We start from the raw sequence: 25,543 nt of genomic DNA on the forward strand, positions 1-25,543 counted from the left end.
GCGGACCGCGCATCAGCGCCCGATCCTTATTCCTCGGAGCGGAACTGGGCCCGCTTGTAGTCGCCGAACGGTTCGTCGCGTTCGCGGACGGCCTCGCGGAAACCCACGGTGGCCGAACGCAGTTGGAAGGCGTAACCCTCGCGCGTATGCCGGGAGATTCCGTCGAAGACGGTGCTGATCATCGCCGAGTTCGTCACACCCTGCGAATGCAGCGCCGAATTCAGCGCGAGTTTGGCCATCATCAGTTGGTTGACCGGCATTCGCGCGATCCGGGCCACCAAGTCCTCGGTGCGCTCGTCGAGCTCATCGGCCGAACACGATTCGACCGCGAGACCCCATTCCTCGGCCTGTTTCCCGCTGATGCAGTCGCCGGTGAACAGCAGCCGCTTGGCACGCTGATCGCCGAGGCGATGCGCCCACATGCCCGCCGCCGGGATGCCCCAGACCCGGGTCGGCGGGTAGCCGATCTTGGTGTCGTCGGCGCAGATGATCTGGTCGGAGTAGAGCGCGATATCGGTGCCGCCCGCGATGGCGAAGCCGTGCAGTTTGGCGACCGTCGGCTTATTGGCATTCATGAGGCTGGCGAATCCGCGGTTGAACCGACTCATCATGGCGTAGTCGATCATCGGATCCCAGGTGCCCCAGGGATTGTGATTGACCGCCTGCACCACCGGATCGGCCACGGTGCCGGTGGTGTCGGTCGAACCATCGACACCGTGGCTGCCCTGTTCGGCGAACATATCCAGGTCATAGCCGCCGCAGAAGCCCTTGCCCCGTCCGGATACCAGGATCACGTGCACCCGCGGATCCAGGTCGGCGCGCTCTACCGCGTGCGCGAGATCGACCGGGGTATCCGGGGTGATCGTATTGCCCTTCTCCGGACGGTTGAAGGTGATGCGCGCTATGCGCCCATCGCGTTCGTAGGTGAGCGTGCGGTATTCCCGTTCGCCGCCCGGCTCGGGCCGATCCCGCCACGGCGAATCGGGGACCTCCGTCCAGTTCTCGTACCAGGCGGCGGGGCGGGTGCCCGCATGGTTGGAAAAGGCGTCGTTATCAGGCTGATTCACGTGGAACTCCCGGTGCACTCGATGCCGCGCTCTCGGCAACGATGCTGGCACTGGCGGCCGGTGCATCGTTGCGCTCGATGTCACCGTAGCGAACCGGGGTCGTCTCAGACCTCGGGTGCGGCGCTGTCGTCGGGGAAAGAATGGTGTTCGTGCACCACGACCCAGCGGCCGTGCTCTTTGCGCAGGCCGAACGTTATCCGCAGCCGCTTGGCCGGGTCGCGCGCGAAATCCTCCGCCGTACCGCACAAAAGCAGCGCGTACGCGAAGGCCACATCCGCACCGGCGACGACCTCGAGCGACACGATGTCGAATGTCGCACCCGATGCCTGCCATTCGAAGAAGCCGGGCCAGACATCCCGATACGCGTCGATACCGCGCACACCCTCGTTCGGCGGGGGCACGTCGAACATGACGATATCGTCGGCGTGATCGGTGAGCGCTCCGGCCAGATCACCGGTATGAACCGCCGCCGCCCACCGCTCGATCAGGATCCGGATCTGCTTTTCGTCATCGGACATATCGGGTCGTCGTCCTTTCCGGCACGGCCGCGCGGGTATAGGCCGTGGCTCTTACTCAGAGAGCGTGCCGAATTCGTCTGCGCGACGCAATGACTCGGAATGCATTCGTGCAGAATCCCAATGGCGAAATTCGCACCGGCTACCGGTCGGCAGAAACCGTTGAGACGGTTATGGCTGGAGTTGCCAAAGTGGAGCGTTTGCGACTGTAGCCCAGGTAGACCGCGATACCGACAATTACCCAGACCGCGAACCGCACCCAGGTCAGCCCGTCCAAGGTGGTTGCCAGCAGTACACAGCCGATGAGCGCGAGAATCGGCACCAGCGGTACCAGCGGGGTGCGGAACGGGCGTTCCCGATTCGGTTCCAGCTTGCGCAGGACCAGGACGCCGACGCAGACGACGGCGAAGGCCGAAAGCGCGCCGATATTCACCAATTCCACCACGATATCGATCGGCAGCAGACCGGCGATGGTCGCGCACACCACGCCGAGCAGCAGTGTCAGCCGGACCGGGGTAGCGCGCTTACCGGTTTGGGCGAGTCCGCGCGGCAGCAGTCTGTCGCGGCACATCGCGAACATCAGCCGGACCTGTGCGTAGACGATCAACAGCAGGCCCTTGGTGAGCGCGATGATCGAGGCGATCACAATGACATTGCCGATCCAGCCGATGTGCAGATTGCCGAAGGCAGTCGCGATCGGCGACGCGTTGTTCAGGCTCGCGAACGGTGCGATGCCGGTGAGCACCGCGCTCACCAGTGCGTAGAGCAGCGTCGCGATGAGGACGGTGCCGATGATCGCAAACGGGATATCGCGGCGCGGATTGCGCGCCTCCTCGGCGGACGCGGCGACCACGTCGAATCCGAGGAAGGCGAAGAACGCGATGGCGGCGCCGCCGACAATGCCGCCGAATCCGAAGGGTGTGAACGGGGTCCAATTGCCGATATCGATATGTGGTGCGCCGATCGCGACGACCAGGACCAGCACCCCGATCGTGACGGCGACCAGCGCCTTGGTGATCCGGGCTGTCAGGCTCACCTCGCCGACGAGCACCGCAACGATAGCGGCGATGACCAGTACGGCGGGCAGATTGACGATGCCGCCCTCGGACGGACCCGCAGTAATCGCGGTGGGCAGGGTGATGCCGAACATAGTGTCCAGCGCCGATACCACGCTGCCGGACCAGCCGATCGCCACGGCCGCGCCTGCGATGACGAATTCGAGCAGCAGATTCCAGCCGACCAGGAATGCCGGACCTTCGCCGAGGGTGGCGTAGGTATAGGTATAGGCACTGCCGGAGACCGGCGCCATGGCCGCGAGTTCGCTATAGCAGAGTGCGACCAGCACGCAGACTGTGCCGGCGAGCAGGAACGACAGCACGATCGAGGGCCCGGCCTTCTCGGCGGCGGCGACTCCGGTGATGACGAAGATGCCCGCGCCGACAATGGTGCCGACCCCCATCGCGGTGAGATCGATGCGACCAAGGCTGCGCTCGAGGGTCGCCCCGGATTCCTGGCTGGTCGCGGAGTCGGGCAGGCGGCGGCGCCATCGGGTTGCGCTGGTCATGAACTCCCTCACTGCGTGCTCTGGCTCCGGCCGACGGGACGGAGTCGGCTATCCATTCTGATCGGCGGAGTCGACGAGGTTGACGCCGGGGCGGTTGTGGGCGATCGACAGGCAACCACCGGTGCAAATATGCGTGCCGTGCGGTTGCGCGCCAGGCGCGGTATTGCATGCGGCGAAATCCAGCATCGGGGCAATTTTCGGGCAAGCGTCGATGCGCAGCTGGTTGCGGCGGTTGGAAAGCAGGACATTAGACGTTACCGTCGATAACACGTATCCTCGTGGGGATCCTCGGACAAGGGTGCCCGGGCGAGACCAGACGAAACGGATACCTCAATGACGCGGCATGTCGACGTACTGATCATCGGCGCGGGTCTGTCCGGCATCGGGATGGCCTGCCATCTCACCCGCGAGCGGACCGGACGCAGTTACGCCATCCTGGAGCGCCGCCGTGCCATCGGCGGTACCTGGGATCTGTTCCGGTACCCGGGCATCCGCTCCGATTCCGATATGTACACCTTCGGCTTCGGCTTTCGCCCCTGGATCGGCACCAAGGTGCTCGCCGATGGACCGCATATCCGCCAGTACATCGAGGACACCGCCGCGGAGTACGGCGTCACCGAGCACATTCACTTCGGGCGCAAGATGACCAGGGCCAGCTGGTCGAGCGAGGCCGGACAATGGACCGTCGAGGCGCTCGACGAGCGGACCGGCGAGACGGAGATCTTCACCAGTGACTTCCTGGTCGGCTGCACCGGCTACTACGACTACGACAATGGGTACCGCCCGGAATTTCCCGGCGAGGAGAACTTCCGCGGGCCGATCGTGCACCCGCAGCACTGGCCGCAGGATCTGGATTACCGCGGCAAGCGCGTCGTGGTGATCGGCAGCGGCGCCACCGCGATCACCTTGATTCCGGCGATGGCCGACGACACCGCGCACATCACCATGCTGCAGCGCTCACCCACCTATATCACCGCATTGCCTGCTGACGACCCGGTCGCGGTCGGGATGAAGCTGGCGCGGGTGCCGGAGAAGATCGCCTACCGAGCGGGACGGGCGCGCAATATCGCCCTGCAGCGGGCCAGTTTCCAGCTGTCGCGCACCAATCCCGAACTGGCCAAGAAGCTGTTCCTCGGCGCCGTGCGCATGCAGATCGGCAAGGACATCGACATGCGGCATTTCACGCCGTCCTACAACCCGTGGGATCAGCGGCTCTGCGTGGTCCCCAACGGTGACCTGTTCAAGGTGCTGCGCAGCGGCAAGGCATCGATCGCCACCGACCACATCGACACCTTCACCGAAACCGGTATCCGCTTGGCATCCGGTGAGGAGCTACCCGCCGATATCGTGATCAGCGCGACCGGCCTGACCGTGCAGATCCTGGGCGGCGCGACGCTGGAAGTGGACGGCGAACCCGTGCTGACCCGCGAGCGGGTGGTCTACAAGGGCACCCTGCTCGACGGCATCCCCAATGCGATGCTGGTGCTCGGCTACACGAACGCATCCTGGACCCTGAAGGCGGATCTGGCCGCCGAATACTTCTGCCGAATCCTCAACCACATGAAGTCGCACGGCTTCACGAAGGTGGTCGCGGTCGCCGAGGACGCCGACCGCTCCGAGCAATCGGTGATGGGCGGCGCGCTGACCTCCGGCTATATCCAGCGCGGCGACGGCGTGATGCCGCGGCAAGGCAGCCGGGGTCCGTGGCAGGTGGTCAACAACTACTTCCGCGATCGCGCGCTACTGCGCAAGGCGCCGCTGGAGGACGGGGTTCTCACGTTCGACGGTGCGGCAGACTCCGCCCGTCCCGGTCGCAAGCTGACCGGCCAGGCCCGCAAGCTGATCGCCCAGGGCGCGGCCGTCGTCGTCTCCCGCAGCGCGTGAAAGCTCTTTCGGCCGTTGCCATTCGGCGTCCAGATACGCCCAGGCGTTGGATTGCGGTCCCTGTCGGCTGATGCGCGCCGCAGGGTCTGTTCGGCCGCCGCCACAAGAAGGGGCCCTCAAACGGGCTCGATGGTCCCCGGATGGCCGCGCGGACAGGCGGAGGGCCTGCCCCGCGCGGCCGCCGGGCGATCAGCCCACGGACCCGTTCCCTTCGGTCGTGTCCAGGAGCATTTTCGCGGCCACCGTCGCCCCGTCGGTGCGGATCGTATCGGCCACGGCCCTTGCCCGCGCTCGGGTCTCGGCGGCCAGGGCGACATCGAACGCAGCCGACAGGGAGTCAAGGGTCGGCGTCCGGCCGTCGTGTGCCGCGCCGATGCCGAGCTCGGCCACCCGACCGGCCCAGTACGGCTGGTCCGCGATCTGCGGGACTACCACCTGGGGCGCTCCGACTCGGGCGGCCGTCGTCGTGGTACCCGCGCCGCCGTGGTGCACGACCGCGGCCACCCGGCCGAACAGCGCCTGCTGGTTGACCTCCCCGACGGCGAAACAGTCGTCGGCGTCGTCGATCAGGGCCAGCTCGGCCCACCCACGCGCGAGGAGGACGCGGTGGCCGAGCGCGCGACTCGCTTCGATGGCCACCCGGGCGATGTCCTTCGGGGCGTGCGCGGCCATGCTGCCGAAGCCCACGTACACCGGTGGTTCACCCGCGTCGAGGAACGCCTCCAGCTCTTCCGGGAGCGGACGGTCGTCGGGCAGGATCCACGCCCCGGTCTGCACGATGTCGAGGTCCGTCATGCCGTGCGACGGGCACAGCGTTGCGTCCGCTGCCAGCCACGGCTGGTCGGTGAAGACGTGGTCGCGAACGTTGTCCACCGGCGGCAGGCCGATCGCCGCCCGATGGCTGTTGAGCGCCGGACCGTACAAGGTGTTCACCCGCTGGGCGTCCTGCTCCCACAGCACCCGCCTGTCGGTCTCGTCCTGCGGGGACTGCTTGCCCGGCCGCGCGCCTGGTGAGAAGTGCCGCGACGGCAGTCCGGCGAGGTGGTAGCACCCGTACACGTAGCGGATGCCCAGTTTCTCGGCCACGTCGGGTGCGCCAGCTGGCATCAGGCCGGTTGCCAGCAGCGCGTCACATCCTTCGGCGGCTGCGGTGAACGTGTCGAACCGCGCGGCGACCAGCTCGGGAGCGAGCCGGAACGCATCTTCCGCGGTCGGCGGCTTCGTGCCCGCGACCACCGAGCGCACCGTCGGCCCGAGCGGCACCAGCGGCAAACCGACCCGCGCCAGCAGCGCCGCAAAATCCTCGTCCGGCGGCGCGCACACCCGCGCCTCCGCACCGAGCCCTCGCAACGCCACCGCGAGCCCCACCAGTGGTTCGACATCCCCGCGTGATCCCCATGTCGTCAACAGCACACGCACTTCGCGAATCTCCCATTTCCGCAGTTCCTGGCCTTCGGCCGACAATGATGGGCCACGACCCGGGTCTTGCCGCAAGCCCCCGGGTGCGCTATACGTTGAAAGGGGGAAGGGGTTCTTCGATCTTCTTATCCGCTGGGCACGGATAGCCTTCTCGCCAACCTGCGGCCTCGTCCCCTGTGCATCGTCGCGTGCTCGGTGCTCGGCAGATCCGTTGCGTTGCAGTGGATTTCGTACAGCAAGTTGCGCGCTTTCGGGTACCGGTAGTAATTCGCCGAAATCCGACGAAAAGCCGCTGGTCAGTGGCGGTAGAACCGGGGCGCCGTCGCCTGAGTGGTGTGCAGGCCCGGCGTAATCTGGTAACTGACAGTGACTTCGGGTGTGGGTGGGCTATGTCCGCGGTGTGGGGCCGCTGATGATGCGGTGGATGCTGGAGCGGCCGACCCTGTATTCGTCGGCGAGACTGGCGTCGTCGTCTGGGGCGTGGTAGCAGCGGTGGATCGTCTTGCGTACTGCGAGAGGCAGTTTCGGCTGTCTGCCCTCGAGGCGTCTTTCGCGCGGGCCTGGCCATGCCTTCGCTGGTGCGATCGCCACGTCGTGGTGTTCCGTTGGTGGATCGGCCAACGGAACACCTCTACGCCCAGCGACGTCGTTCGTACTTTGGTCGGTAAGGGCGCGCATTGCTGCGCCGACCTCCTCTCGAGTCGCGACGGGATGGCTTCGTGTTGGACACCGTCGCAGGAGAAGAAGGGCCTCCGCGACATGCTCGCCACCTGTCCGAAGGCGGCGCGCTAGACGGACGAACGGCTCACGATGCGGTCTGGGCGGACCAGTAGTGTCCCGTAGGGCCAGTCGGGCACAACGTGTACCGGAACGTCGGCCGTCACGGCGGGATCGGCGGTGAGTACGCACCATTGCGATCCGACGAGGTCCAGCGTGGATACTCCGTCGCGCACCCACATGTGCGGTAGGCGCGACCCTGGCGACCCGTCGAGGTTGCGGGTGACGTCTTCGGTGGAGGGGAGTTCGGTGCTGCCGTACCGGTAGCCCATGTGGACCACCGGTGCGTTGATCGCCCCTGCTGCCTTGCGTGCCTCTGCCATGTCCTTGCCCCAGTGCAAGGACGGATTGTGGAACCGCAGGTGTGCCTGCTCCATGGTCATCAAGGCCACCGGATGGCGTTCGGTGTGATATGTCTCCAGCAGTTCTTGCCCGGCGTCACCGCGCAGGACGTGTGCGAGCTTCCATGCCAGATTGTGCGCGTCGGCGATGCCGGAGTTCAACCCGAACGCGCCCGAAGGTGGGATCGCGTGGGCCGCGTCGCCCACCAGAAAGACTCGTCCGACGGAGAGTTGGTCGGCCACCTGGCCGCGGCCCCGGAACTTCAGCACGCTGCGGATGTTCACCTCGACCGATGGGTCGCCGAGCGCGGTGTGGATGAGGTCGGGCGTCGGCTCCGTGTCGAGGGGAGTGAGGAACACCCATTCGCGTTCGCCGTCGACGGTCACCAGCAGGCCGGGCGCGTCCGGATGCTCGATGTGGCACATCGCGAACGGCTGTCGCGGATGCAGATCAGCGTCGAATAGGACACTTGTCGTCTCCGGACCCATCGCACCGGGACCGGTGACCCCAATACCCAGGACTTGCCGGACGCGGCTGCGTACCCCGTCGGCCCCTACCAGGTAGTGCGTGCGCACGATGCGCCCGTCGGACAGTGTCGCGGTGATGCCGCCGGGGTCCTGCTCGAACGAGTCGAGCGCCACGCCGAATTCCACCTCACCTGCCCTGGTGATCAGCACACGGTCGAGTCGGCTCTGTGCGCAGGTGCCGCGGATCCGGGCCGGTGTGTAGGTGAGCTCGGCCGCGGTTTTCACCTTCCATTCGACGCCTTCGGTGAAGTCGGCCTCGGCGAGCGTGCGCCCCGTGATCTTCCCTGCCTGCAGGTCGACCGCGGCCTCGTTGACCGCGCGCTCCAGGCCGACCTCGCGCAGGATCTCCATCGACCGCGACCCGATGCCGTTGGCCCTGGGGTGCGGCGATAGCTCCGGCTTCGCCTCGACAACGAGGGGTTTGATGCCGTGGTGGCGCAGCAGCACCGCAAGCATCAACCCTACGGATCCGCCGCCTGCGATTAAAACGTCTGTCGAGACAGTTTGCCGATTCATTGAAACTCCTCCGATACACTGACTTGCTCGATACAGTGTATCGAAGTATGCGATGTATCGTCAGGGCATGTTGGTGTGGGAAAGACCAGAGCCGCCGGACCGACCGGTGCCAGGCCCATTGAGCAGGGAACGGATTGTGCAAGCGGCGATCCAGCTGGCCGACGTGGACGGACTACCGGCGGTGTCGCTGCGCAAGGTTGCCGCCGCACTGGATGTCGGGCCGATGCGGCTGTACGGCTACATCGCCACCAAGGAGGAGTTGCTCGACCTGATGGTCGATGCGGTCTACGCCGAGATCCGGCCGGCCGGAGACGGTTGGCGAGAGGTGCTGCGCTCCCTTGCCGAAACCACCCGACAGGCCGCTCACCAGCACGAATGGCTCGCCGACCTGATCGGTGGGCGGCCCCAGCTCGGGCCGCACGCGCTGGCAAGGGGAGAGGCTGTGGTGGCCGCAATGGCCGGTGTCGACGTGGACACCGTCATGCCGGTGGTCGACGCGGTCAATGCGTACGTGATCGGCGCGGTGCGCCGGGAGATCACCGAGCGGCGCGCCGAGCGGGCCACCGGGATGGACAAGCAGCAATGGCAGGCCGCCTTCGGGCCCTATCTGGAGCGAACCTTCGCAACTGGCCGATTCCCCGCGCTGGCCACGGTCATACGCGACGGAGCCCACCTGGACGCCAACCAAACCTTCCGGACCGGACTCGACTTCCTCCTCGACGGCATCCAAGCCCGCATCTCGAGCCGATAGCAATCGCGCGAAGAACAACGGATATGGCGTAGCCGCTGGTCAGTGGGTGCGGTCCGCACCCTCGTCCGCGCCGGGTGGTGCGCCCTACTGCGGAGCCTGGAAGCCGCCGATCTTCTGCTCGAGCAGTTCGGCCAGCCGTAGCGGGGTGCGGTCCTCGAACATCGGACCGATGAGCTGAACTCCCACCGGCAGGCCTTCGGGTGACCGGCCCGCTGGGATGGCGGTGGCGGGCAGCCCGGGCATGGTGGCCAGACCGGCCCAAACGAGCTGGTCGACGTACGGGTACTCGACGCCGTCGATGTCGAGGCGGCGTTGCTCTGGATTGGGGTTGTGGTCGTGCGGAAACGCGGGAATTGGCGTGATCGGACACACCACGGCGTCGAATTCGGCGAAGAGCCGCCGCCAGCTGTGGCGGTGCAGTTCACGGTGGATGTCAGCCTCGATCCAATCGCGGTGACTCAGGACCATGCCGCGCAGCCGCGCCGCGTCGAGCCCCTGGTCGCCCGCGCTCAGTCCGGCGGCGCGGGTCCGCAGCTGCTCATACGCCTCGGCGGGAATACGCGCGCCGGCGTTCGAAAACATCAACTGCGCGTAGAGCTTCGCGGCCTCGGTCAGATCGGGCAGCAGCGGACTGTGCCGCTCGACGCGAGCCCCGCCGTCGACGAGCGCGTCAGCGACCCGGTTCACCCCTGCCCGCACCGCGGACCCGGTCGCGATGAGCGGGTGCTCGTCGAGGACCAGGACCCGGAAGTCGGAGAGCCGCTGGTGGCGTGCGGGCGGCAGCGTCAAGTGGTAGGCGATGCCGAGTGTCAGCGGATCCGGTCCCGCCATCACGTCCAGCAGGAGCGTGAGGTCGCGGGCCGTGCGCGCCATCGGACCGCAGACGGCGAGGTCGCCGTCGACCGGCAACGCCGGTGCGGGCGGCGGCACCATCCCGCGGGTCGCCACCAGTCCGAATGTCGGCTTGTGTGCGTAGACACCGCAGAAATGCGCTGGGTTGCGCAGTGAACCCGCGAGGTCGGAGCCGATGGACAGCGCGCCGAATCCCGATGCCAGCGCCGCCGCTGATCCGCCGGAGGATCCACCCGACGTGCGACCGTGATCCCACGGGTTGTTGGTGGTGCCGTAGATCTCGTTGAAGCTCTGCCAGTCTCGCAGCATGAACGGCACGTTGGTCTTGCCGAGAATCACCGCACCCGCAGCCTTCAGCCGCGACACCTGTACCGCGTCCTCAGACGGCACATAGTTCCGGTGCATCGGCATGCCCCAGGTCGTGGGCAGCCCAGCGATGTTGTAGGACTCTTTGACCGTCACGGGGATACCGAGCAGCGGCCGGTCCTCGCCGCGGGCACGCGCCTGGTCGGCACTGCGTGCGGCGGCCCGCGCGCGGTCGAAGTCCGGCACACAGATCGCGTTGATCACCTTGTCGTCGCGATCGATACGAGCGATCGCCTCCTCGGTCAGTTCTACCGAGGTCACCTCACCGGCACGCAACGCGGCCGAAAGCTCTTCGGCCGCCAGAAAGCTCCACTCCATGATTCCGAACCTACCGGCCTGCCGCAGGCGCTCGACCCCACACAAGTTCGCCCGCATCCGCCGGAAAGTCGGAACGGGCCACCTGCACCGGCAAAGTCACGCACTCGTTCTGCCATCGAAGACCACCAACCACAGGTCACGGCGTCGGCAGTCGGCTGACTCCACTTGCACAGGCCATGAAATACCGCTGCGCACAACGGGATAGATATCTCAATGCTCATCATCGTGATGTGCTGCGGCAGTCTGCAATTCGGCCAGAGATGTGAACGGATCGAGTCGGTTTTCGGCTAGCAGCCCATCCGATGATCGGGGTCAGGGCCGATCGGACTCGGCATCAAGTCGGGGACAGAAGGGTTTCGGCGACGGTCCGTATGTGGGCCAGGTAGGTGGCGCGGGCGCGCGGGGTGGCGTCCATGCGAGTGAGGGTGCCGCGGGTCAGGGCGTAGCCGATGGTTTCGGCGACGATTCGGGTCGGGACGGCGGGGGAGATGCGGCCTGCGGTGCGGAGGCGTTCGAGGTAGCGGGTGAAGCGGCGGATGGGGCGTTCCGCGATTTCCTGAGCGAGGGCGGCGACGCGGTCGTCCACGGCGCCGCGCTCGTCGATCAGGCGCAGCATGGGTCCGGCATTGCGGACCGCGGCGGCAAAGGCATCGATGGTGGCGGCCAGCATTTCCCGGGGGTCGTCGGTGTCGATATCCGGTTCCTGGGCGGCGAGAAAGTCATCGCGGACCTGGGCGGCGAGGGCGAGGAAGATTTCGTCCTTGGAGGCGAAGTAGACGTACATGGTCGCACGGGAAACGCCTGCGGCGGTGGTGATATCGGCGACGGTGGTCCGATCGTAGCCGCGCTCGGCGAAGACGTGGGCGGCCGCATCGAGCAGGGCGCGGTGGCGGTCGGTATGCGATCTTTCCCGCGCCGCGCGGACCGCCCAGGCTGCCTGAGTCATGCGCTCATCGTCGTTGACATTGACGTCAATGTCAACGCAGACTGTCGGCATGCATGTGGTGGTGGCGAACAGGGGTGAGGTGGCGGTCCGGGTACTCCGGACTGCCCGAGAGCGGAATTACGCAACCCTGGCGTTGTATACCGGCGACGAGGCCGCGGCCCTTCCGGTGCGTCTGGCCGACGAGGCGGTCCAACTACCCGGCGTCGGAGCCGCCGCCTACCTCGACAGCACCGCCGTGGTCGCCGCCGCCAAGTCGGCGGGTGCGGGTGCGCTGGTGCATCCCGGCTACGGATTCCTCAGCGAGAGTGCCGATTTCGCCGCGGACTGCGCGGCAGCCGGGCTGGTTTTCGTCGGCCCATCGCCCGAGGTGCTAAGCACCTTCGGCAACAAACTGTCGGCTCGGGATGCCGCGCGGCAGGCCGGGGTTCGGGCACTGCCCGCGACGGCACTCGGCGCGGATCCCGCCGAGATAGCCGCATTCCTCGCCGCCCACCCCGCCGGTGTGATGCTGAAGGCCGCGGCCGGTGGTGGCGGACGCGGCATGCGCGTGGTGCGCACGGCCGACACACTCGCCGAAGCACTCGACCGCTGCCGGGCCGAAGCCCGCGCCGGTTTCGGTGACGACACTGTCTACGCCGAGGCACTGGCCGCCGCCGCCCGACACATCGAAGTGCAGGTCATCGCAGATGGCGACCGGGCCATCGCCCTCGGCGACCGCGACTGCAGCGTCCAGCGCCGCCACCAGAAACTGATCGAAATCGCCCCGGCTCCGAATCTGTCGGCCGCATTTCGGAAACGACTGCACCGCGACGCCATCCGGATCGCCGAATCGGTCTCCTGTCGCGGAGTGATCACCGTGGAATTCCTGGTCACCGGCGACGACGCCTGGTTCCTCGAGGTCAACCCGCGTTTGCAGGTCGAACACACGGTCACCGAAGCGGTGACCGGCGTCGACCTGGTCGCGGTACAACTCGATCTCGCGCTCGGTGCCGGACTGAATGATCTCGCGCTGGATGCCGAGCCGCGCGAACTCGTGGAAGCTGCTGAGCTCAGGGACTTTTCGCCCGCATACTTGGCACACGATCGCGCAGGCCGCTCCCGATCGTCGGATTCTGAACACGGCGTCGCGAACGTTGCGCAGCGCGGCCAACATGCGCAGACCGACGACCTAGTGGATAGCGCCGGGCCGAATGTAATCGGCAACGTGGGGCTTGCTGGGATCCGTGGGTTTGCGGTGCAGGCGCGGGTCAATGCCGAGATGGTGACGGCGGGTGGAGAGTTTTTGCCGAGTACCGGTGTGTTGACGGAATTCGCCGCGCCGACCGGAGTCGGGGTTCGGGTGGATACCGCGGCGTTCACCGGGATGCGGCAGGGCGCGCGGTTCGACTCGCTGCTGGCAAAGGTCGTCGCGCACGGACCCACGTATTCGGCCGCGGTGCGACGCTGTTCGGATGCGCTGGCGGAGACGATGATCACAGGCGTCGACACCAATGCCCGTCTGTTGCGTGCCGTGCTGGATCAGCTCGCCGATGGTGCCACCGTGTCCACGTCGTGGTTCGAGGAACGTATCGGCGAACTCGTCGGTCGGACAGGCGATTACGAACCTGTCGTCGTTGGTCAGGAGCGGGCGGCGGACTCCACGCGCAACCAGTCGGCGGTCGATGCCGTGCTGGACGGTGATGAGCAGGGGATGCGGTCGCCGATGGGTGCGACGGTGGTAAGTCTTGCGAAGCAGGGCAGTGTTGTCGCGGCGGGGGCGGAAGTTGTTGTGCTCGAGGCGATGAAGATGCAGCATGTGCTGCGAGCGGAGCGTCCGCTACGGGTGTTGCGGCATTTTGTGGCGCCGGGTGCGACGGTTGATCCACACACACTATTGCTGAGCTGGGTCGAGGCCGACCACGATGGTCCGGCCGTGGATATCGAGGCCATCGACCTGGATGCGATACGCGCCGATCTGGCCGAGGTTCGGGAGCGGCATCGAATCGGGCTGGATGCGGGTCGTCCGGCGGCCGTTGCGAAGCGGCACCGGTTGGGTCGCCGCACGGCCCGGGAGAACATCGACGACCTTGTCGATGCGGACAGCTTCCTCGAATACGGTGCCCTGGCTGTCGCCGCACAGCGACTTCGCCGCAGCCCTGAGGATCTGATCGCGAACACCCCGGCGGACGGATTGATCGGCGGCATCGCCACCATCAACGCGGACGTATTCGAGGCGGAAGCCGCTCGCGCACTGGTGATGTCATACGACTACACCGTGCTGGCGGGCACCCAGGGCATGCGCAATCACGCCAAGACCGACCGCATGCTGGAACTGGCGCACGAACAGCGGCTGCCCGTGGTGTTCTTCACCGAGGGTGGCGGCGGGCGACCGGGGGATACCGATTACTCGGGCATCTCCGGCCTCGATGTGACCACCTTCCGTGCGATGGGTGCGTTATCCGGTCGAGTTCCGTTGATAGGCATCGTGTCCGGGCGGTGTTTCGCGGGTAACGCCGCTCTACTCGGTATGTGCGATGTGGTCATCGCGACCCCTGATGCCAATATCGGCATGGGTGGGCCCGCGATGATCGAGGGCGGCGGACTCGGTGTGTATGCACCCGAGGACATCGGCCCCATCGATGTCCAACGGCGCAACGGTGTCGTCCACATCGTCGCCGCCGACGAGGTCGAGGCGGTTGCCGCTGCCCGCCGCTATCTGTCGTATTTCCAGGGGCCGCTGCGGGATTGGGCAGCACCGGATCGGCGTGTCGCGCGCCATGCCATCCCGGAGAACCGACTGCGTGCCTTCGATATCCGTGAGGTCATCGCAGCGGTCGCCGACGTCGACTCGGTGCTCGAACTGCGTCGCGACTGGGGTGTCGGTGTCGTCACCGCGCTCGTCCGAGTCGAAGGCCGCCCGTTCGGTCTCATAGCCAATGACTGCCATCACCTCGGCGGTGCGATCGATGCCCCCGCCGCCGACAAACTCAGCGCCTTCCTACAACTGTGCAACGCCCATGGCCTGCCGATCGTATCGCTATGCGACACACCAGGTTTCATGGTTGGCCCGGAAGCGGAGAAGGAAGCCACCGTCACCAAGTTCAGCAAGCTGTTCATCGACTCCGCCGCACTGACCGTCCCGCTCGGCACCATCATCATCCGCAAGGGGTACGGCCTCGGCGCACAAGCGATGGCAGCGGGCTCGTTCCGCGCCCCGCGCTTCGTCATCGCCTGGCCCACCGGCGAAATCGGCGGTATGGGCTTGGAGGGTGCGGTCCGCCTCGGCTTCGCCAAGGAACTCGCGGCCATCGAGGACCCCGCCGAACGCCAGGAAGCCTTCGACAACCTGGTCCAACTCGCCTACGCCAACGGCAAGGCCCTCACCGCCGCCACTGTCCTGGAACTCGACGATGTGATCGACCCCGCCGACACCCGACGCTGGATCCGCACCCTGTGCTGAACCCGCCTACCCGAGTGCCTGATTCACGGCGTCGACCAGGTTGCGGGCGCGCAGATCCGGTGCGCCTTCGATGATGTAGTTGGTGACATAGGCGAAGGCGATGCCAGTGTCCGGGTCGGCGAAGCCGAGGGATCCGCCGCGGCCGGGGTGGCCGAAGGAGTTGGGGCCGCCGAGGGCAAAACCCGCAGTGGGAAGCATGTATCCGCTGGCATAGCGGTCCTCTAGCATCATGACGCGGTCGATGCCGCTGGCCTGTTCGCGCGTTGCGGCAGTGCGGGTTTCGGGGGTCAGCAGCCGGGCGCCGTCGACCTCGCCGATGGTCGCGGCGTACAGCCGGGCGAGACCGCGTGCGGTGCCGATACCATTGCTGGACGGAATCTCCGCGGCATGCACCGCCGGATCGTTGAAATCGATATCGGCCGGATCGGTGACCTGGAAGGCGCGATTGACCAGCGCCTCCGGATCGCGCATCGCGGCGACCATCGGCCGCAGTTCCTCGGGGATGAACTCCTCCGGCACCGACGCCACATCGACCTTGGGTGCGAACACAAGTCGGCTGACGCGGTGCCGTTCGGCCTCGGGCAAACCGATGAAGAAGTCGATACCGAGCGGCGCGGCGATCTCCTCGGCCAGAATCCGCCCGACGGTCCGCCCCGTCGCCCGCTGGATCACTTCACCGACAAGCCACGCGAACGTTCGCCCGTGGTATCCGTGCGCGGTACCGGGCGCCCAGTTCGGCGCCTGCGCGGCGAGCGCATCCACCATCGGCCCCCAGGCCAGCGCATCCGCCAGCGGCACCGGCTTGTCCAGCGCCGCCAGCCCCGCCTGATGGCTCAGCAACCAGCGCACCGGAATGTCCCCCTTACCCGCCGCCGCGAATTCGGGCCAATACCGCGCGACCGGCGCGTCCAGCTCGAGCTCGCCACGCTGGGCCAGCAGATGCGCGACGGTCGCGGTGACCCCCTTGGTCGCCGAATACACCAGCTGCAGCGTGTCGCGCTCCCATGGCCGTTCCCCCTCCGGATCGGCCAGCCCACCCCACAGATCCACCACCGGCTCACCGTCCCGATAAACGGTCACCGCCGCGCCGACATCCCCCTGCTCGGCGAAATTCGCCGCGAACACCTCACGTACCGCCTCGAACCCCGACGCGACAAAACCATCGATCACCATGCCCCACAGCATGTCACGGGTTGCACACCGCCCGCCGTACGAGCATGCCAGCTCTGCCGCTCGCAGTCTGTCCATCAGCCGACCGCAGCCTCGACGTCCCTGACGAACAGTCCAGCGACCTCATACCTACAAGGCGATAGGACTCGAGCGCTGCTCACCTGCGCAATCCCGATCGGCCTGCCATTCGTGCTGCGGCAGGCGGCACACGCACCGGATTCGATCTCGGCCGCCATGCGATCAGCCTGCTGGGCTCGGCGGCGGCCATGTCCGAGAATGGTCAGCGGCTGCGACGTATCTGACGAACGGTGCCACCGGGGTGCCGTCACAGCGGAGGAGTTGTCATGAAGTACATGATCCTGAGCTACGGCTCGCAGCAGGACTACGACGGCATGGTCGGCAGGGAGACCGGCAAACCGGCATGGAGCGCCGAGGAGTTCGCCGCGATGGCCGAGTTCATGGGCAACCTCAATAAGAAGTTGGAGGAATCCGGTGAACTGGTCGAGACCCGCGGTCTGGCTCAGCCGGTGCACACCCGTCGGATCACCACCAAGAACGGTGCGCCATTCGTGACCGACGGGCCCTACGCCGAAACGCAGGAGGTGCTCGCCGGATACTGGATCGTCGAATGTGAGAGCTTCGACCGCGCCACCGAAATCGCGGCCGAACTCAGCAAATGCCCGGCTCCGGCACATATTGCCGAGAAGGCCTATGCCGATGTCCGGCCGATCCAAGAGTGGGCACCCGAATTCGGCTGAGCCCCTTCGATGTCGGATACCGGATCGGACCGCCGCCCGCGCGGCGTATCTGCTTGCCGCACAACAGACCATGATCCTGCCGCAGCAGCGCTACCTGCACGCACGTGCGGCCCGCCGCGCCCCGACGAGCGCGGGTGGGTAACGATGGAGTGATGCTGATCGTGGTGGACGCCGCGAATGTCGTCGGTTCGCGGCCCGATGGTTGGTGGCGCGATCGCGCCGGTGCGGCCCGGCGCTTACTCGTGCGGCTGCGCACATTGGCGCATCCGGCGGAGGTGGTCGTCGTGCTGGAGGGCGCCGCGAAGGCCGCGGCGTCGGAGGAGTTCGAAGGTCTGCGTGTGGTGCTCGCGCAGGGTTCGGGAGATGACGCGATCGTCGAGGTCGTCGCGGCGGCGGTCGATGAGGACAGCGACCGGCCGATCACCGTGGTGACCGCCGACCGCGGACTCCGTGCTCGACTCGAACCGCTCGGCGCCGAATCCGTCGGCCCGCGCTGGCTGCTCGAACGCATCGGGCCCTAGTCGGTCGCGACTGGTAGACAGGGACAACCGTCGCCGAATCCGGAGGTTACCCGTGCCCGACCAGCTCGAAGATCTGCCCTATGCGCGTTTCCTGACGCCGCTCGAGGGGGCGCTCGAGCCCGAAGGTGACTACGACTGTGTGCACGTCACCGGTGCCGATATGGATGACGTCGAGGCCGGCAACGGGCGCTTCAACGAAACCGTCTTCACCTCGCTCGCGATCAACCGCGGCAGCCTGCGCTTCGCCCGATTCACCGATGTCTGGCAGCGCAATGTGCGCTGGGTCGGCACCGACCTGTCCGACACCTCCTGGCAGGACGTCGAACTGATCGCCGGTGCGCTGTCCGGCGTCGATGCGGGCGGTGCAAACTTGCGTCGGGTGCGGTTCGAGGGCTGCAAATTCGACTCGGTGAACTTCCGCAGAGCCAAACTGCGCGAGGTGCAATTCGTCGATTGCGTCCTGCGGCACACCGATTTCGGTGAAGCCGAACTGACCAAGCTGAGCTTCCCCGGCACCACCATCGAGGGCCTGCTGGTCAACCGCGCCCGACTGCAACAGGTCGACCTGCGCGGCGCCGCCCACCTCAATATCGCCGAGGGTTTGGACGCGCTGCGCGGCGCGACCATCACCCCGCTCCAGTTGCTCGATCTGGCACCCGAATTCGCCCGATCGATCGGCATTACCGTCCGCGACTAGTGCTGCTTGCGGTGCGGCACGAACTCCAAGGTCAGCAGTGCCGCGGCCGCCAGCAGCACCTCACGCCAGCGGATGAGCACGAATCGCTGATCCGACATCGAACGGAACTTGCGCAGGAACCGGTACAGCGACTCCAGCCGGATCAGCGGATCGCCCAGATGCACGAGCACGTAGATCAGCTTCCCGATCCGTGAGCGCTCCTTCTCGGCGAACAGCTCGGGAAACGGCGCGAAGGCCAATGAGATCCGCTCGATCCCCTGTGCACGCGCGTGGTCGACGAGATCGATGACCATCCGCTCGTCCAGTCCGTTCGGGGCGTCCTTGCGCCGCCACGGCACATCCAGGCTGAGTTCGCGCCCGCGCCCGGAGACGCCGTAGCGCTGGAAGCCCGCGACGCGCCCGTCCGCATCCCTGGCGAGCACCAGGAGCATGCCCGGATTCCGGCCGTCGAGCAGGTGGTCGAGGATCATCGAGAAGCCGCGACTCTGCCGACCGTTCTTCCACGAATCGACAATGTCGAGCATTTCGGCCCGCAGCGGTTCGGTCAGGTCGGTCTCGTTGATGACCTCGGTGGTCACGCCGAAATTGCGGGTGCGACTCACGGCCTGGCGCAGGTTCCGGAAGGTCCGCCCGACCATCGCGAACGTACCCACATCGATGACCACATCGCGGCCGACCGGTATCGCGCGCAACCCACGATGCTCGATCGCCCGATATCGCCACAGCTCCGTCAGATCCGGACTGGCACCGAGCACCGCGATCCGCCATCCGTGATTCGCTGCGAACTCGGAGAAATCCGAGAGCAGTCCCGGGAAAGCATCCCGGTCACCGATCGGATCACCGGCGACAACTGCGATACCGAAGCGGGCCCGATAGCCGATCGCCGCCGTCGAATTCGTGTTGAAGTAATAGGACTTCGACGAGTGCAGCGCGAATGCGGCGAGCGGATCGCGCTCGGTCCGTCCGACGAGTTCGGCCACGCGGTACAACTGCTCGGGCTGCGGCCGACTCGCCTGCGGCAGCATCAGGATGAATCCGGTCGCGGCCAGGAAGACGAACCCGATGCCGGGATGTGAAGCACGATAGGCGGCATTGGCGGCCGCGAGGACGAAGACCGCGATGGTGAAATGTGGCAGCGTGATCGGGCGGCGCAGATGCAGCCCGCGCACCACGAAGAGTCCGGCGATGGAGATGGCGATGAACCAGCCGTGGTCCTGTCCGGGCGTGGCGCGGCCGGCCTCGTAGACCAGTGCGACGCTCATCAGCAGCAGCGCGATGGAAATGATCGGCCGCACCGCCGATGTGGTGCTGATCGAGGCATCGCGGTATACCGCGAGTGTCGAACTGCGCGCTGTTGTTTCCCGTCCTTCAGCCACGCCGGTACCCCCCTAGGCTGATCGACGCAGTGCGTCCGAACAGGTTCCCCATGTGGTCCTCCCGATGATCCTGTACATGTAACTGTATGCGGAACATGGGATGACGGCTCGAACATTCCTGGCGCACCTGGATCACCGGGCGGCGATGGTGTTTGGTCGGCTACCGCATCGAGCCGTCGGTGCGGGATGAGTTGTTGCGCCGTGACCCGATGGACGCTGCCGTGAAGTACGGATAACGACCGGATCTCGGGTGGCCCAGCCTCCGCGAATGCTCAATCCAACACCTCACGACCGGTCCGGCAGCTCGGACGACGAGGCGATGTATGGACTCCGGACCTGCTCCAGCGGTCAGCTTGCATGCCGTCTATGGTCGATAGCTATCGTTCAGCTAGTCACGTATGAATCACGTTTTGCGATCTGGCGGGAAGATTCGTTCGTCTGAGACGGCGTTCAGGATCTATAGACAACAGTGTTCATAATTGTTTATCGTCTTGGTCCATGACGAAGTTCGACGGCAAGAGCTGTCTGATCACCGGCGCGGCAAGTGGGCTGGGGCGCAGTACGGCGCTGGCAGTGGCCGCCAAGGGCGCGTCGGTGATCCTGACCGATATCGATGGCATCGGTTTGCAGCGTACTGCCGACGATGTGCGCGCGACCGGTGGCGTCGTGCATCTTGCCGAACGCGCCGATGTCAGCGATTACGACGCGGTGGTCGCCCTGGCCGCGAAGGCGCATGCCGAGGTCGACAGCGTCGACATTGTGATGAATGTGGCGGGCATTGCCACCTGGGGCGCGGTCGATCGGCTCACGCACAAGCAGTGGCGGCGCACCATCGATATCGATCTGATGGGTCCCATCCATGTGATCGAGGAGTTCGTACCACCGATGATCGAGGCCGGTCGCGGTGGGCATCTGGTGAATGTCGCCTCGGCCGCCGGACTTTTCGGGCTGCCGTGGCATGCCCCCTACAGCGCGGGCAAGTTCGGCTTGCGCGGCGTTTCGGAGGTGCTGCGCTTCGATCTGCGTCAGCACCGCATCGGCGTCAGCCTGGTCTGCCCCGGTGCGATGGCGACACCGATGGTGGACAGCGTCGATATCGCGGGCATCGACCGGCAGGCGGCGGCGGTGCAAAAGGGCGTCGCGCTGTTCATGCGGCACGCGGTCACTCCGGAGCAGGCCGCCCGATCGGTCGTGCGAGGGGTCGAGCGCGATCGGTACATGGTCTTCACCTCGCCCGATATCCGCGTCGGCTATCTCGCGCAGCGCTATTTCCCGCCCTCCTACAATCTCGCCATGCGCGGACTGAGCTGGGCGATGAGCCGCTATATCGACAAGGAACCCGCGTCGAAGAAGGTCTGACGAACAGGATCCAGCCATCGCCCGCGCCGCTGCCGACAGTCCTCGCCCCGGGCCATTCCAGCTACCCGAGTCTTCCGCTGGCCGACGCCTAGGGTGTCCTCGCATCCATGCCAGCACAGGTGGACGCACCTGGTCTGGATGGCGTTCTACCTGTCGCCTTTGCCGCGACCCTCGTCGAAGACGAAGAGTGGTTTGGCGCCGTGTGCGGGTGTTTCGGCGAGCGAGATGGCTTCAGTGAAGTGTTCGAGCGGGAACGGCCGGCCTTGGGGGATGCTCAGCACTTCATCTGCGACGAGACCGCGAACCTGGGAGAGCACGCGCAGCGCATCCTGAGGTGAGGTAGCGCTGAACCAGCGGTACAGCCAGAAGCCACGGACCACTTTGGTTTCGTAGATAATCGAGCGTGCCAGCAGCGGGATCGTCAGCGCTGCGGGGTCAGCCTGCCGATGGGTAGAGAGTGCGCCGTAAACTACGACCTCTCCGCCAGGAGCCAATGCCTGGGATACCCGGGCACCCACGTCACCTGAGACACAGTCGATGGCCTTGCCCACGCCAGCTGGTCCTGCTATTTCGGCTACACGCTGCAACAGATCCTCGTCCTCGGTGCAAATGACCTCGTCACCACCAAGCGTTTTGATCTCCTCGACGGCATCGCGCCGCCGCACGACATTGATCGTCCGAATGCCCAGATGCCTGGCCAGTTGGATGACGAGCCGGCCGACGGTGGAGCCCGCGGCCGTCTGCAACATCCATTCACCCGGCTGTACGCCGAGTTCGTGAGTCACCAGTAGCAGCGCGGTCAACGGGTTGACGGCGAGTTGGCAGGCACTGGAGTCGCTCAGATGATCGGGAACCGGCAGGAGCCTTCGTGTATCGGCAACAAGGTATTCCTGCCAAGTGCCGGTCACACCAACGGTTATCACGCGCTCGCCGATCTTCAGCCCCTCGGTATCCGGACCCAGGGCCTCGATTCGGCCCACACATTCCAGCCCCACCACAGTGGGAAACTCGGGGGAGAATCCGTATCGGCCACGCAGCACGTGCAGATCGCTGGCGTGGATTGGAGTCGCTTTCACGCGGATCAACGCCTGACCGGCCGCTGGCGTGGGAACAGGCCGGGATTCCAGCCGCAGGACAGCGGTTGGCTCGCCAACCTTTTCGGCTACGAGCGCGCGCATGGATTGTGGCATGAGCGAACCTTCGACTCTCAGCGCCCGCTAACCCGGGGGCGTTCTGGACAGGAAATATGCCGGTGCCGGCATCCTCGTCGGCGACTAACTGGGTTCCGAACTTTCCTTTTCGATGGGGCAGACTCGTGCGCAGACTTCCGTCGGAGTCCAGTCCCCATCTAGGCCTTTGCTGATCCGCTCAGCATGACCGTGTAACCGCGCTGCATTCGTGCGGACTATTCGCGACCAGGATCGATCGCCGCAGCGCACTGGTTCACATTGTGAATCTAGCATTTCGGGCCAGCCGGTTACCTGCGTGAATGGCTGGAGAAGTTCTAGTGCTGGCCACGTGCGGCGATCCGCAGGTGAGCGCCCCCGCGAACCGTGTCATCCGTGCCGATGAGCTGATCACCGAACTACCCGCACCGTCGTGGCAGCGGCTGTCGGTCGGTGCCTGCGCGCACGCCCGCGCGAATACGAGCGGGCACGCCGGCCGATCGGCGGCACCTGGGCCCGAGGTCGCGGGCACCGGCCGCTGGGGCGAGCAAACGGCTGTGTGGCCTCGGCGGCGCGCAACGCCTCGGGCACCTTTTCGGCGCCATCGGGGTGACCGGCCGCAGCGCGGCACTCGAACACCGCAGTCTGCACACTGGATTGGTGCGCTCGGTGGATTCACCACAACGCGAAATGCCCGCCGACCGGTCGGCGGGCCTGTCACTCGGCAAACCGGCGAAGTCCTTCGGTGACGTACTCAACCAATATCCGCGCTGGACGCCGAATCTCGCACCGTTGCTCGATGTGGCCTCGAATTCGGCACCGTAGCTTCCGAATTCGGTGCCCCCAGTGGCAAAGGGCGGCAAAGCCGAATTCCCTGCCGTACTATCGCGATCGGGACACCGGCCGGTTGGATGAAGGGGGACGGTGTTGGAGATTCGCCTTCCGGCGACCATACGCAGCGGGGGTGCGTGGTTACGGCGCTTAGCCGGGACGACTCCGGGCGCGATCGGCGCGGTGGCCGTCGTGTCCGTGGTGTTGTGTCTGCTCGCCGGATCGACCTCGGCTGATCAATTGAGTGGCAAGATTGCCCGACGCGATGCGGTATTGGAGCGCACCGAACCGCTGGCCTACGCCGCACAGACCTTGTACGTTGCGCTCTCGGCCGCCGACGCGTCGGCGGCCACGGCGTTCCTGTCCGGCGGCATCGAATCACCGCAGGTGCGAGGGCAATATCAGCAGGCGCTCGCCGATGCGGCTGCCGCGCTCGCGGAGGCCACGACGGGTGCTGCCGATGAGCGGACCCGAATGATCGTCGCGCAGATCACCGCCGACCTGCCCGCCTACACCGGCCTGGTCGAAGCGGCACGGGCGAATAACCGGCAGGGCTTCCCGGTCGGGTCGTCGTATTTGCACGAGGCATCGCTGGTGATGCAGAACTCGTTGCTGCCCAACGCCGAAAAGCTCAGCAAGGACCGACTCGCGGCGTTGCGCCACGATCAACACGATATCGGCGCGCTGCCGTGGACGAGCATCGTGCTGTTGGTGCTGGTGCTGATCAGTTGTGGCGTCGGCACTCTGGTGTTGCTGCGCCGCACCAATCGCCGGATGAATATGGGTGTCGCGGTGGCCGCGGGGGCGACCGCCGTGACGCTGTTGTGGATCGTTGGTACGACGAGCATCGCCGCGGCCGCACTCGACACCGGCAAATCCGGGGCGACCAGCCGCTTCGAGACCCTCACCCAGGCCAGGATCCTGGCCCAGCAGGCACGCACCGATGAAACCCTGGCGTTGATCACTCGGGGCGATATCACCGTCAGCGAAACCGATTTCCGCAAGCACACCACTGAACTGTCCGATCGTTTGGCGACCGTGACCGGATCCGATTCCGAGGCTTCGCGGAGTCTATTGGGCTGGACCGCCGGACATGCCAAACAGCGTGAGGCCTACGAGGCGGCGAACTATCCGGCGGCCGTCGCGCAGGCGATCGGCACCGGCGCGGAGAATTCGGCGACGCTGTTCGCGCAATTGGATGCGACATTGCGCGACAACCTCGGTCAGCAGCGCCAGCAGTTGCGCGACGGAGTCGACTCGGCGGGTGCGGCATTGGCGCTCAGCCCCGCGGGGACGCTGGTGTTACTGCTGTTCGCGGCGGCCGCGGTAGTCACCGGGCTGTGGCCGCGGCTGAAGGAGTTCTTGTGAGCCGGCGAGTTCTATTGCAGCGGAAGGGGTTTGCGTGGGCGCGGGTGATAGTGGCCGCGACCCTGGTCGGTACGAGCGCACTGGTGAGCGCGTGCGGTTCCAGCACCCGGGTCCCCGAAAGCACCAAGGTGGCCGCGGTCGACCCACAGCCCGACCTTACCGAGATCGCCACGCCGCCGCAGTCCGAGACCAGCGGCAATTGCGGCGACCCCGAGCTCACCCTGCGTCCCGGTCCGCTGCCGAGTCCGGGTGCGATGCCGCCGGGTTCGCCCATGGCTGCCATTGCCGCCAATGGCAAGTTGCGGGTCGGCGTCGATCAGAACACCTATCTATTCGGCTTCCGCAACCCCACCACCGGTCAGCTCGAGGGCTTCGATATCGATATCGCGCGGGAGATCGCCAAGGCGCTGTTCGGCGATCCGGACAAGATCGAATTGCGATCGGTCACCGCCGCCGAGCGAATTCCGGCACTGCAGAACAAGCAGGTCGACCTGATCGTGCGCACGTTCTCGGCAACCTGCGAGCGACGGCGCGACGTCGACTTCTCCGGTGTGTATTACCGTGCGACCCAACGCATTCTCGCCTCGCGAAACTCGGGTATCCGCTCCGGCGCGGATCTGGGTGGCAAACGGGTATGCGTCACTCGCGGGACCACTTCGCCGGGACCGCTGTTCAGCCTGCCGAAGCGGCCGACCGTCCTCGGCGCATCCAATTGGACCGACTGCCTGGCGGCATTGCAGCAGGGCCATGTGGACGCGATCAGCGCCGACGATCCGATCCTGGTCGGGCTGGTGGCCCAGGATCGGAATCTGGAGATCGTCGGCGAGGTCATCGGCACCGGCGCCTACGCGGTCGGAATCGCACAGGGCAATCCGGGGCTGGTGCGCTTCGTCAATGGCGTACTCGAACGCATCCGTGCCGACGGCACCTGGCAGCAGATCTACAACGCCAGACTCGGCGCGCTCGGACCATCGCCGGGACCACCGGATCTCCGGTACAAAGAGTGAGACCGGC

21 protein-coding genes are annotated in these 25,543 nt (G+C 66.2%); 10 read left to right on the plus strand and 11 right to left on the minus strand.

Features of this window, described 5'->3' with window-relative positions; genetic code table 11:
• Window positions 1-26: 26 nt before the first annotated feature.
• The 4 genes from ABZ293_RS30630 to ABZ293_RS30645 form a co-directional block, all read right to left on the minus strand.
• Window positions 27-1,067, minus strand: a complete 1,041-nt coding sequence (locus tag ABZ293_RS30630) for a crotonase/enoyl-CoA hydratase family protein (protein WP_355186299.1) — start codon at window positions 1,065-1,067, stop codon at window positions 27-29.
• A gap of 104 nt (window positions 1,068-1,171) precedes the next feature.
• Window positions 1,172-1,585: a nuclear transport factor 2 family protein gene (locus ABZ293_RS30635; RefSeq protein WP_355186301.1), complete on the minus strand. Its 414-nt coding sequence runs from the start codon at window positions 1,583-1,585 to the stop codon at window positions 1,172-1,174.
• Window positions 1,586-1,724: 139 nt separating this feature from the next.
• Window positions 1,725-3,146, minus strand: a complete 1,422-nt coding sequence (locus tag ABZ293_RS30640) for an amino acid permease (protein WP_355186303.1) — start codon at window positions 3,144-3,146, stop codon at window positions 1,725-1,727.
• Between the two features lie 48 nt (window positions 3,147-3,194).
• A complete protein-coding gene (locus ABZ293_RS30645; RefSeq protein ID WP_355186305.1) occupies window positions 3,195-3,416 on the minus strand; it encodes a hypothetical protein in 222 nt (73 codons plus the stop codon).
• 63 nt (window positions 3,417-3,479) lie between these two features.
• Here ABZ293_RS30645 and ABZ293_RS30650 point away from each other — a divergent pair, with 63 nt between their 5' ends.
• On the plus strand, window positions 3,480-5,030 hold the full coding sequence (locus ABZ293_RS30650) for an NAD(P)/FAD-dependent oxidoreductase (protein WP_355186307.1): 1,551 nt from the start codon (window positions 3,480-3,482) through the stop codon (window positions 5,028-5,030).
• Between the two features lie 189 nt (window positions 5,031-5,219).
• Here ABZ293_RS30650 and ABZ293_RS30655 read toward each other — a convergent pair whose 3' ends face one another.
• Entirely contained in the window at window positions 5,220-6,449 is a 1,230-nt protein-coding gene (locus ABZ293_RS30655) for a glycosyltransferase (protein WP_355186309.1), read from the minus strand.
• A 788-nt stretch (window positions 6,450-7,237) separates the two neighbouring features.
• Entirely contained in the window at window positions 7,238-8,611 is a 1,374-nt protein-coding gene (locus tag ABZ293_RS30660; protein WP_355186310.1) for an FAD-dependent monooxygenase, read from the minus strand.
• Window positions 8,612-8,747: 136 nt separating this feature from the next.
• Between ABZ293_RS30660 and ABZ293_RS30665 the strand changes: the two genes are divergently transcribed.
• Window positions 8,748-9,362 (plus strand): TetR/AcrR family transcriptional regulator C-terminal domain-containing protein, encoded by a 615-nt coding sequence (locus ABZ293_RS30665; protein ID WP_355186312.1) that lies wholly within the window; start codon window positions 8,748-8,750, stop codon window positions 9,360-9,362.
• Window positions 9,363-9,446: 84 nt separating this feature from the next.
• Here the strand turns inward: ABZ293_RS30665 and ABZ293_RS30670 are convergent, their stop codons facing one another.
• Both ABZ293_RS30670 and ABZ293_RS30675 read right to left on the minus strand, forming a co-directional pair.
• On the minus strand, window positions 9,447-10,898 hold the full coding sequence (locus tag ABZ293_RS30670; protein WP_355186313.1) for an amidase: 1,452 nt from the start codon (window positions 10,896-10,898) through the stop codon (window positions 9,447-9,449).
• Between the two features lie 334 nt (window positions 10,899-11,232).
• Entirely contained in the window at window positions 11,233-11,844 is a 612-nt protein-coding gene (locus tag ABZ293_RS30675) for a helix-turn-helix domain-containing protein (protein ID WP_355186315.1), read from the minus strand.
• Between the two features lie 28 nt (window positions 11,845-11,872).
• On the opposite strand from ABZ293_RS30675, the gene ABZ293_RS30680 reads away from it, so the two are divergent.
• Window positions 11,873-15,283 carry a carboxyl transferase domain-containing protein gene (locus ABZ293_RS30680; protein WP_355186317.1) on the plus strand — a complete coding sequence of 1,137 codons (3,411 nt, stop codon included), beginning with the start codon at window positions 11,873-11,875 and terminating at the stop codon, window positions 15,281-15,283.
• Between the two features lie 6 nt (window positions 15,284-15,289).
• On the opposite strand, the gene ABZ293_RS30685 is transcribed toward ABZ293_RS30680, so the two are convergent.
• On the minus strand, window positions 15,290-16,531 hold the full coding sequence (locus ABZ293_RS30685; RefSeq protein WP_355186319.1) for a serine hydrolase domain-containing protein: 1,242 nt from the start codon (window positions 16,529-16,531) through the stop codon (window positions 15,290-15,292).
• 266 nt (window positions 16,532-16,797) lie between these two features.
• Here ABZ293_RS30685 and ABZ293_RS30690 point away from each other — a divergent pair, with 266 nt between their 5' ends.
• From ABZ293_RS30690 to ABZ293_RS30700, 3 genes are all read left to right on the plus strand, one after another.
• A complete protein-coding gene (locus ABZ293_RS30690) occupies window positions 16,798-17,211 on the plus strand; it encodes a YciI family protein (protein ID WP_355186321.1) in 414 nt (137 codons plus the stop codon).
• A gap of 134 nt (window positions 17,212-17,345) precedes the next feature.
• Window positions 17,346-17,732 carry a hypothetical protein gene (locus tag ABZ293_RS30695; RefSeq protein ID WP_354959494.1) on the plus strand — a complete coding sequence of 129 codons (387 nt, stop codon included), beginning with the start codon at window positions 17,346-17,348 and terminating at the stop codon, window positions 17,730-17,732.
• 52 nt (window positions 17,733-17,784) lie between these two features.
• Window positions 17,785-18,429, plus strand: a complete 645-nt coding sequence (locus ABZ293_RS30700) for a pentapeptide repeat-containing protein (RefSeq protein WP_355186323.1) — start codon at window positions 17,785-17,787, stop codon at window positions 18,427-18,429.
• Here the strand turns inward: ABZ293_RS30700 and ABZ293_RS30705 are convergent.
• The gene (locus ABZ293_RS30705) at window positions 18,426-19,805 is read right to left on the minus strand and encodes a phosphatidylglycerol lysyltransferase domain-containing protein (protein ID WP_355186325.1); all 1,380 of its coding nucleotides are present in this window, start codon (window positions 19,803-19,805) and stop codon (window positions 18,426-18,428) included. The genes ABZ293_RS30700 and ABZ293_RS30705 overlap by 4 nt on opposite strands.
• 498 nt (window positions 19,806-20,303) lie before the next feature.
• Here ABZ293_RS30705 and ABZ293_RS30710 point away from each other — a divergent pair, with 498 nt between their 5' ends.
• The gene (locus tag ABZ293_RS30710; RefSeq protein WP_355186327.1) at window positions 20,304-21,164 is read left to right on the plus strand and encodes an SDR family oxidoreductase; all 861 of its coding nucleotides are present in this window, start codon (window positions 20,304-20,306) and stop codon (window positions 21,162-21,164) included.
• Window positions 21,165-21,310: 146 nt separating this feature from the next.
• Here the strand turns inward: ABZ293_RS30710 and ABZ293_RS30715 are convergent, their stop codons facing one another.
• Entirely contained in the window at window positions 21,311-22,354 is a 1,044-nt protein-coding gene (locus ABZ293_RS30715) for a zinc-dependent alcohol dehydrogenase family protein (protein WP_355186329.1), read from the minus strand.
• Between the two features lie 429 nt (window positions 22,355-22,783).
• Between ABZ293_RS30715 and ABZ293_RS30720 the strand changes: the two genes are divergently transcribed.
• The 3 genes from ABZ293_RS30720 (at window position 22,784) to ABZ293_RS30730 (ending at window position 25,536) form a co-directional block, all read left to right on the plus strand.
• The gene (locus tag ABZ293_RS30720; protein ID WP_355186331.1) at window positions 22,784-23,155 is read left to right on the plus strand and encodes a hypothetical protein; all 372 of its coding nucleotides are present in this window, start codon (window positions 22,784-22,786) and stop codon (window positions 23,153-23,155) included.
• Between the two features lie 198 nt (window positions 23,156-23,353).
• On the plus strand, window positions 23,354-24,529 hold the full coding sequence (locus ABZ293_RS30725; protein WP_355186333.1) for a hypothetical protein: 1,176 nt from the start codon (window positions 23,354-23,356) through the stop codon (window positions 24,527-24,529).
• Window positions 24,526-25,536, plus strand: coding sequence for a glutamate ABC transporter substrate-binding protein (locus tag ABZ293_RS30730; protein WP_355186335.1), 1,011 nt, complete (start codon window positions 24,526-24,528; stop codon window positions 25,534-25,536). Before ABZ293_RS30725 ends, ABZ293_RS30730 begins: the two co-directional genes overlap by 4 nt.
• Window positions 25,537-25,543: the final 7 nt, after the last annotated feature.

Source organism: Nocardia sp. NPDC005998 (assembly GCF_040614395.1).
In the GTDB taxonomy this organism is placed as follows: Bacteria; Actinomycetota; Actinomycetes; order Mycobacteriales; family Mycobacteriaceae; genus Nocardia.

Excerpts from the sequence above, each read along its gene's own strand:
- ABZ293_RS30635 (WP_355186301.1), bottom strand. The coding sequence starts at position 1,585 with ATGTCCGATGACGAAAAGCAGATCCGGATCCTGATCGAGCGGTGGGCG.
- ABZ293_RS30640 (WP_355186303.1), bottom strand. The coding sequence starts at position 3,146 with ATGACCAGCGCAACCCGATGGCGCCGCCGCCTGCCCGACTCCGCGACC.
- ABZ293_RS30650 (WP_355186307.1), top strand. The coding sequence starts at position 3,480 with ATGACGCGGCATGTCGACGTACTGATCATCGGCGCGGGTCTGTCCGGC.
- ABZ293_RS30660 (WP_355186310.1), bottom strand. The coding sequence starts at position 8,611 with ATGAATCGGCAAACTGTCTCGACAGACGTTTTAATCGCAGGCGGCGGA.
- ABZ293_RS30670 (WP_355186313.1), bottom strand. The coding sequence starts at position 10,898 with ATGGAGTGGAGCTTTCTGGCGGCCGAAGAGCTTTCGGCCGCGTTGCGT.
- ABZ293_RS30675 (WP_355186315.1), bottom strand. The coding sequence starts at position 11,844 with ATGACTCAGGCAGCCTGGGCGGTCCGCGCGGCGCGGGAAAGATCGCAT.
- ABZ293_RS30680 (WP_355186317.1), top strand. The coding sequence starts at position 11,873 with ATGTCAACGCAGACTGTCGGCATGCATGTGGTGGTGGCGAACAGGGGT.
- ABZ293_RS30685 (WP_355186319.1), bottom strand. The coding sequence starts at position 16,531 with ATGGACAGACTGCGAGCGGCAGAGCTGGCATGCTCGTACGGCGGGCGG.
- ABZ293_RS30690 (WP_355186321.1), top strand. The coding sequence starts at position 16,798 with ATGAAGTACATGATCCTGAGCTACGGCTCGCAGCAGGACTACGACGGC.
- ABZ293_RS30710 (WP_355186327.1), top strand. The coding sequence starts at position 20,304 with ATGACGAAGTTCGACGGCAAGAGCTGTCTGATCACCGGCGCGGCAAGT.
- ABZ293_RS30715 (WP_355186329.1), bottom strand. The coding sequence starts at position 22,354 with ATGCCACAATCCATGCGCGCGCTCGTAGCCGAAAAGGTTGGCGAGCCA.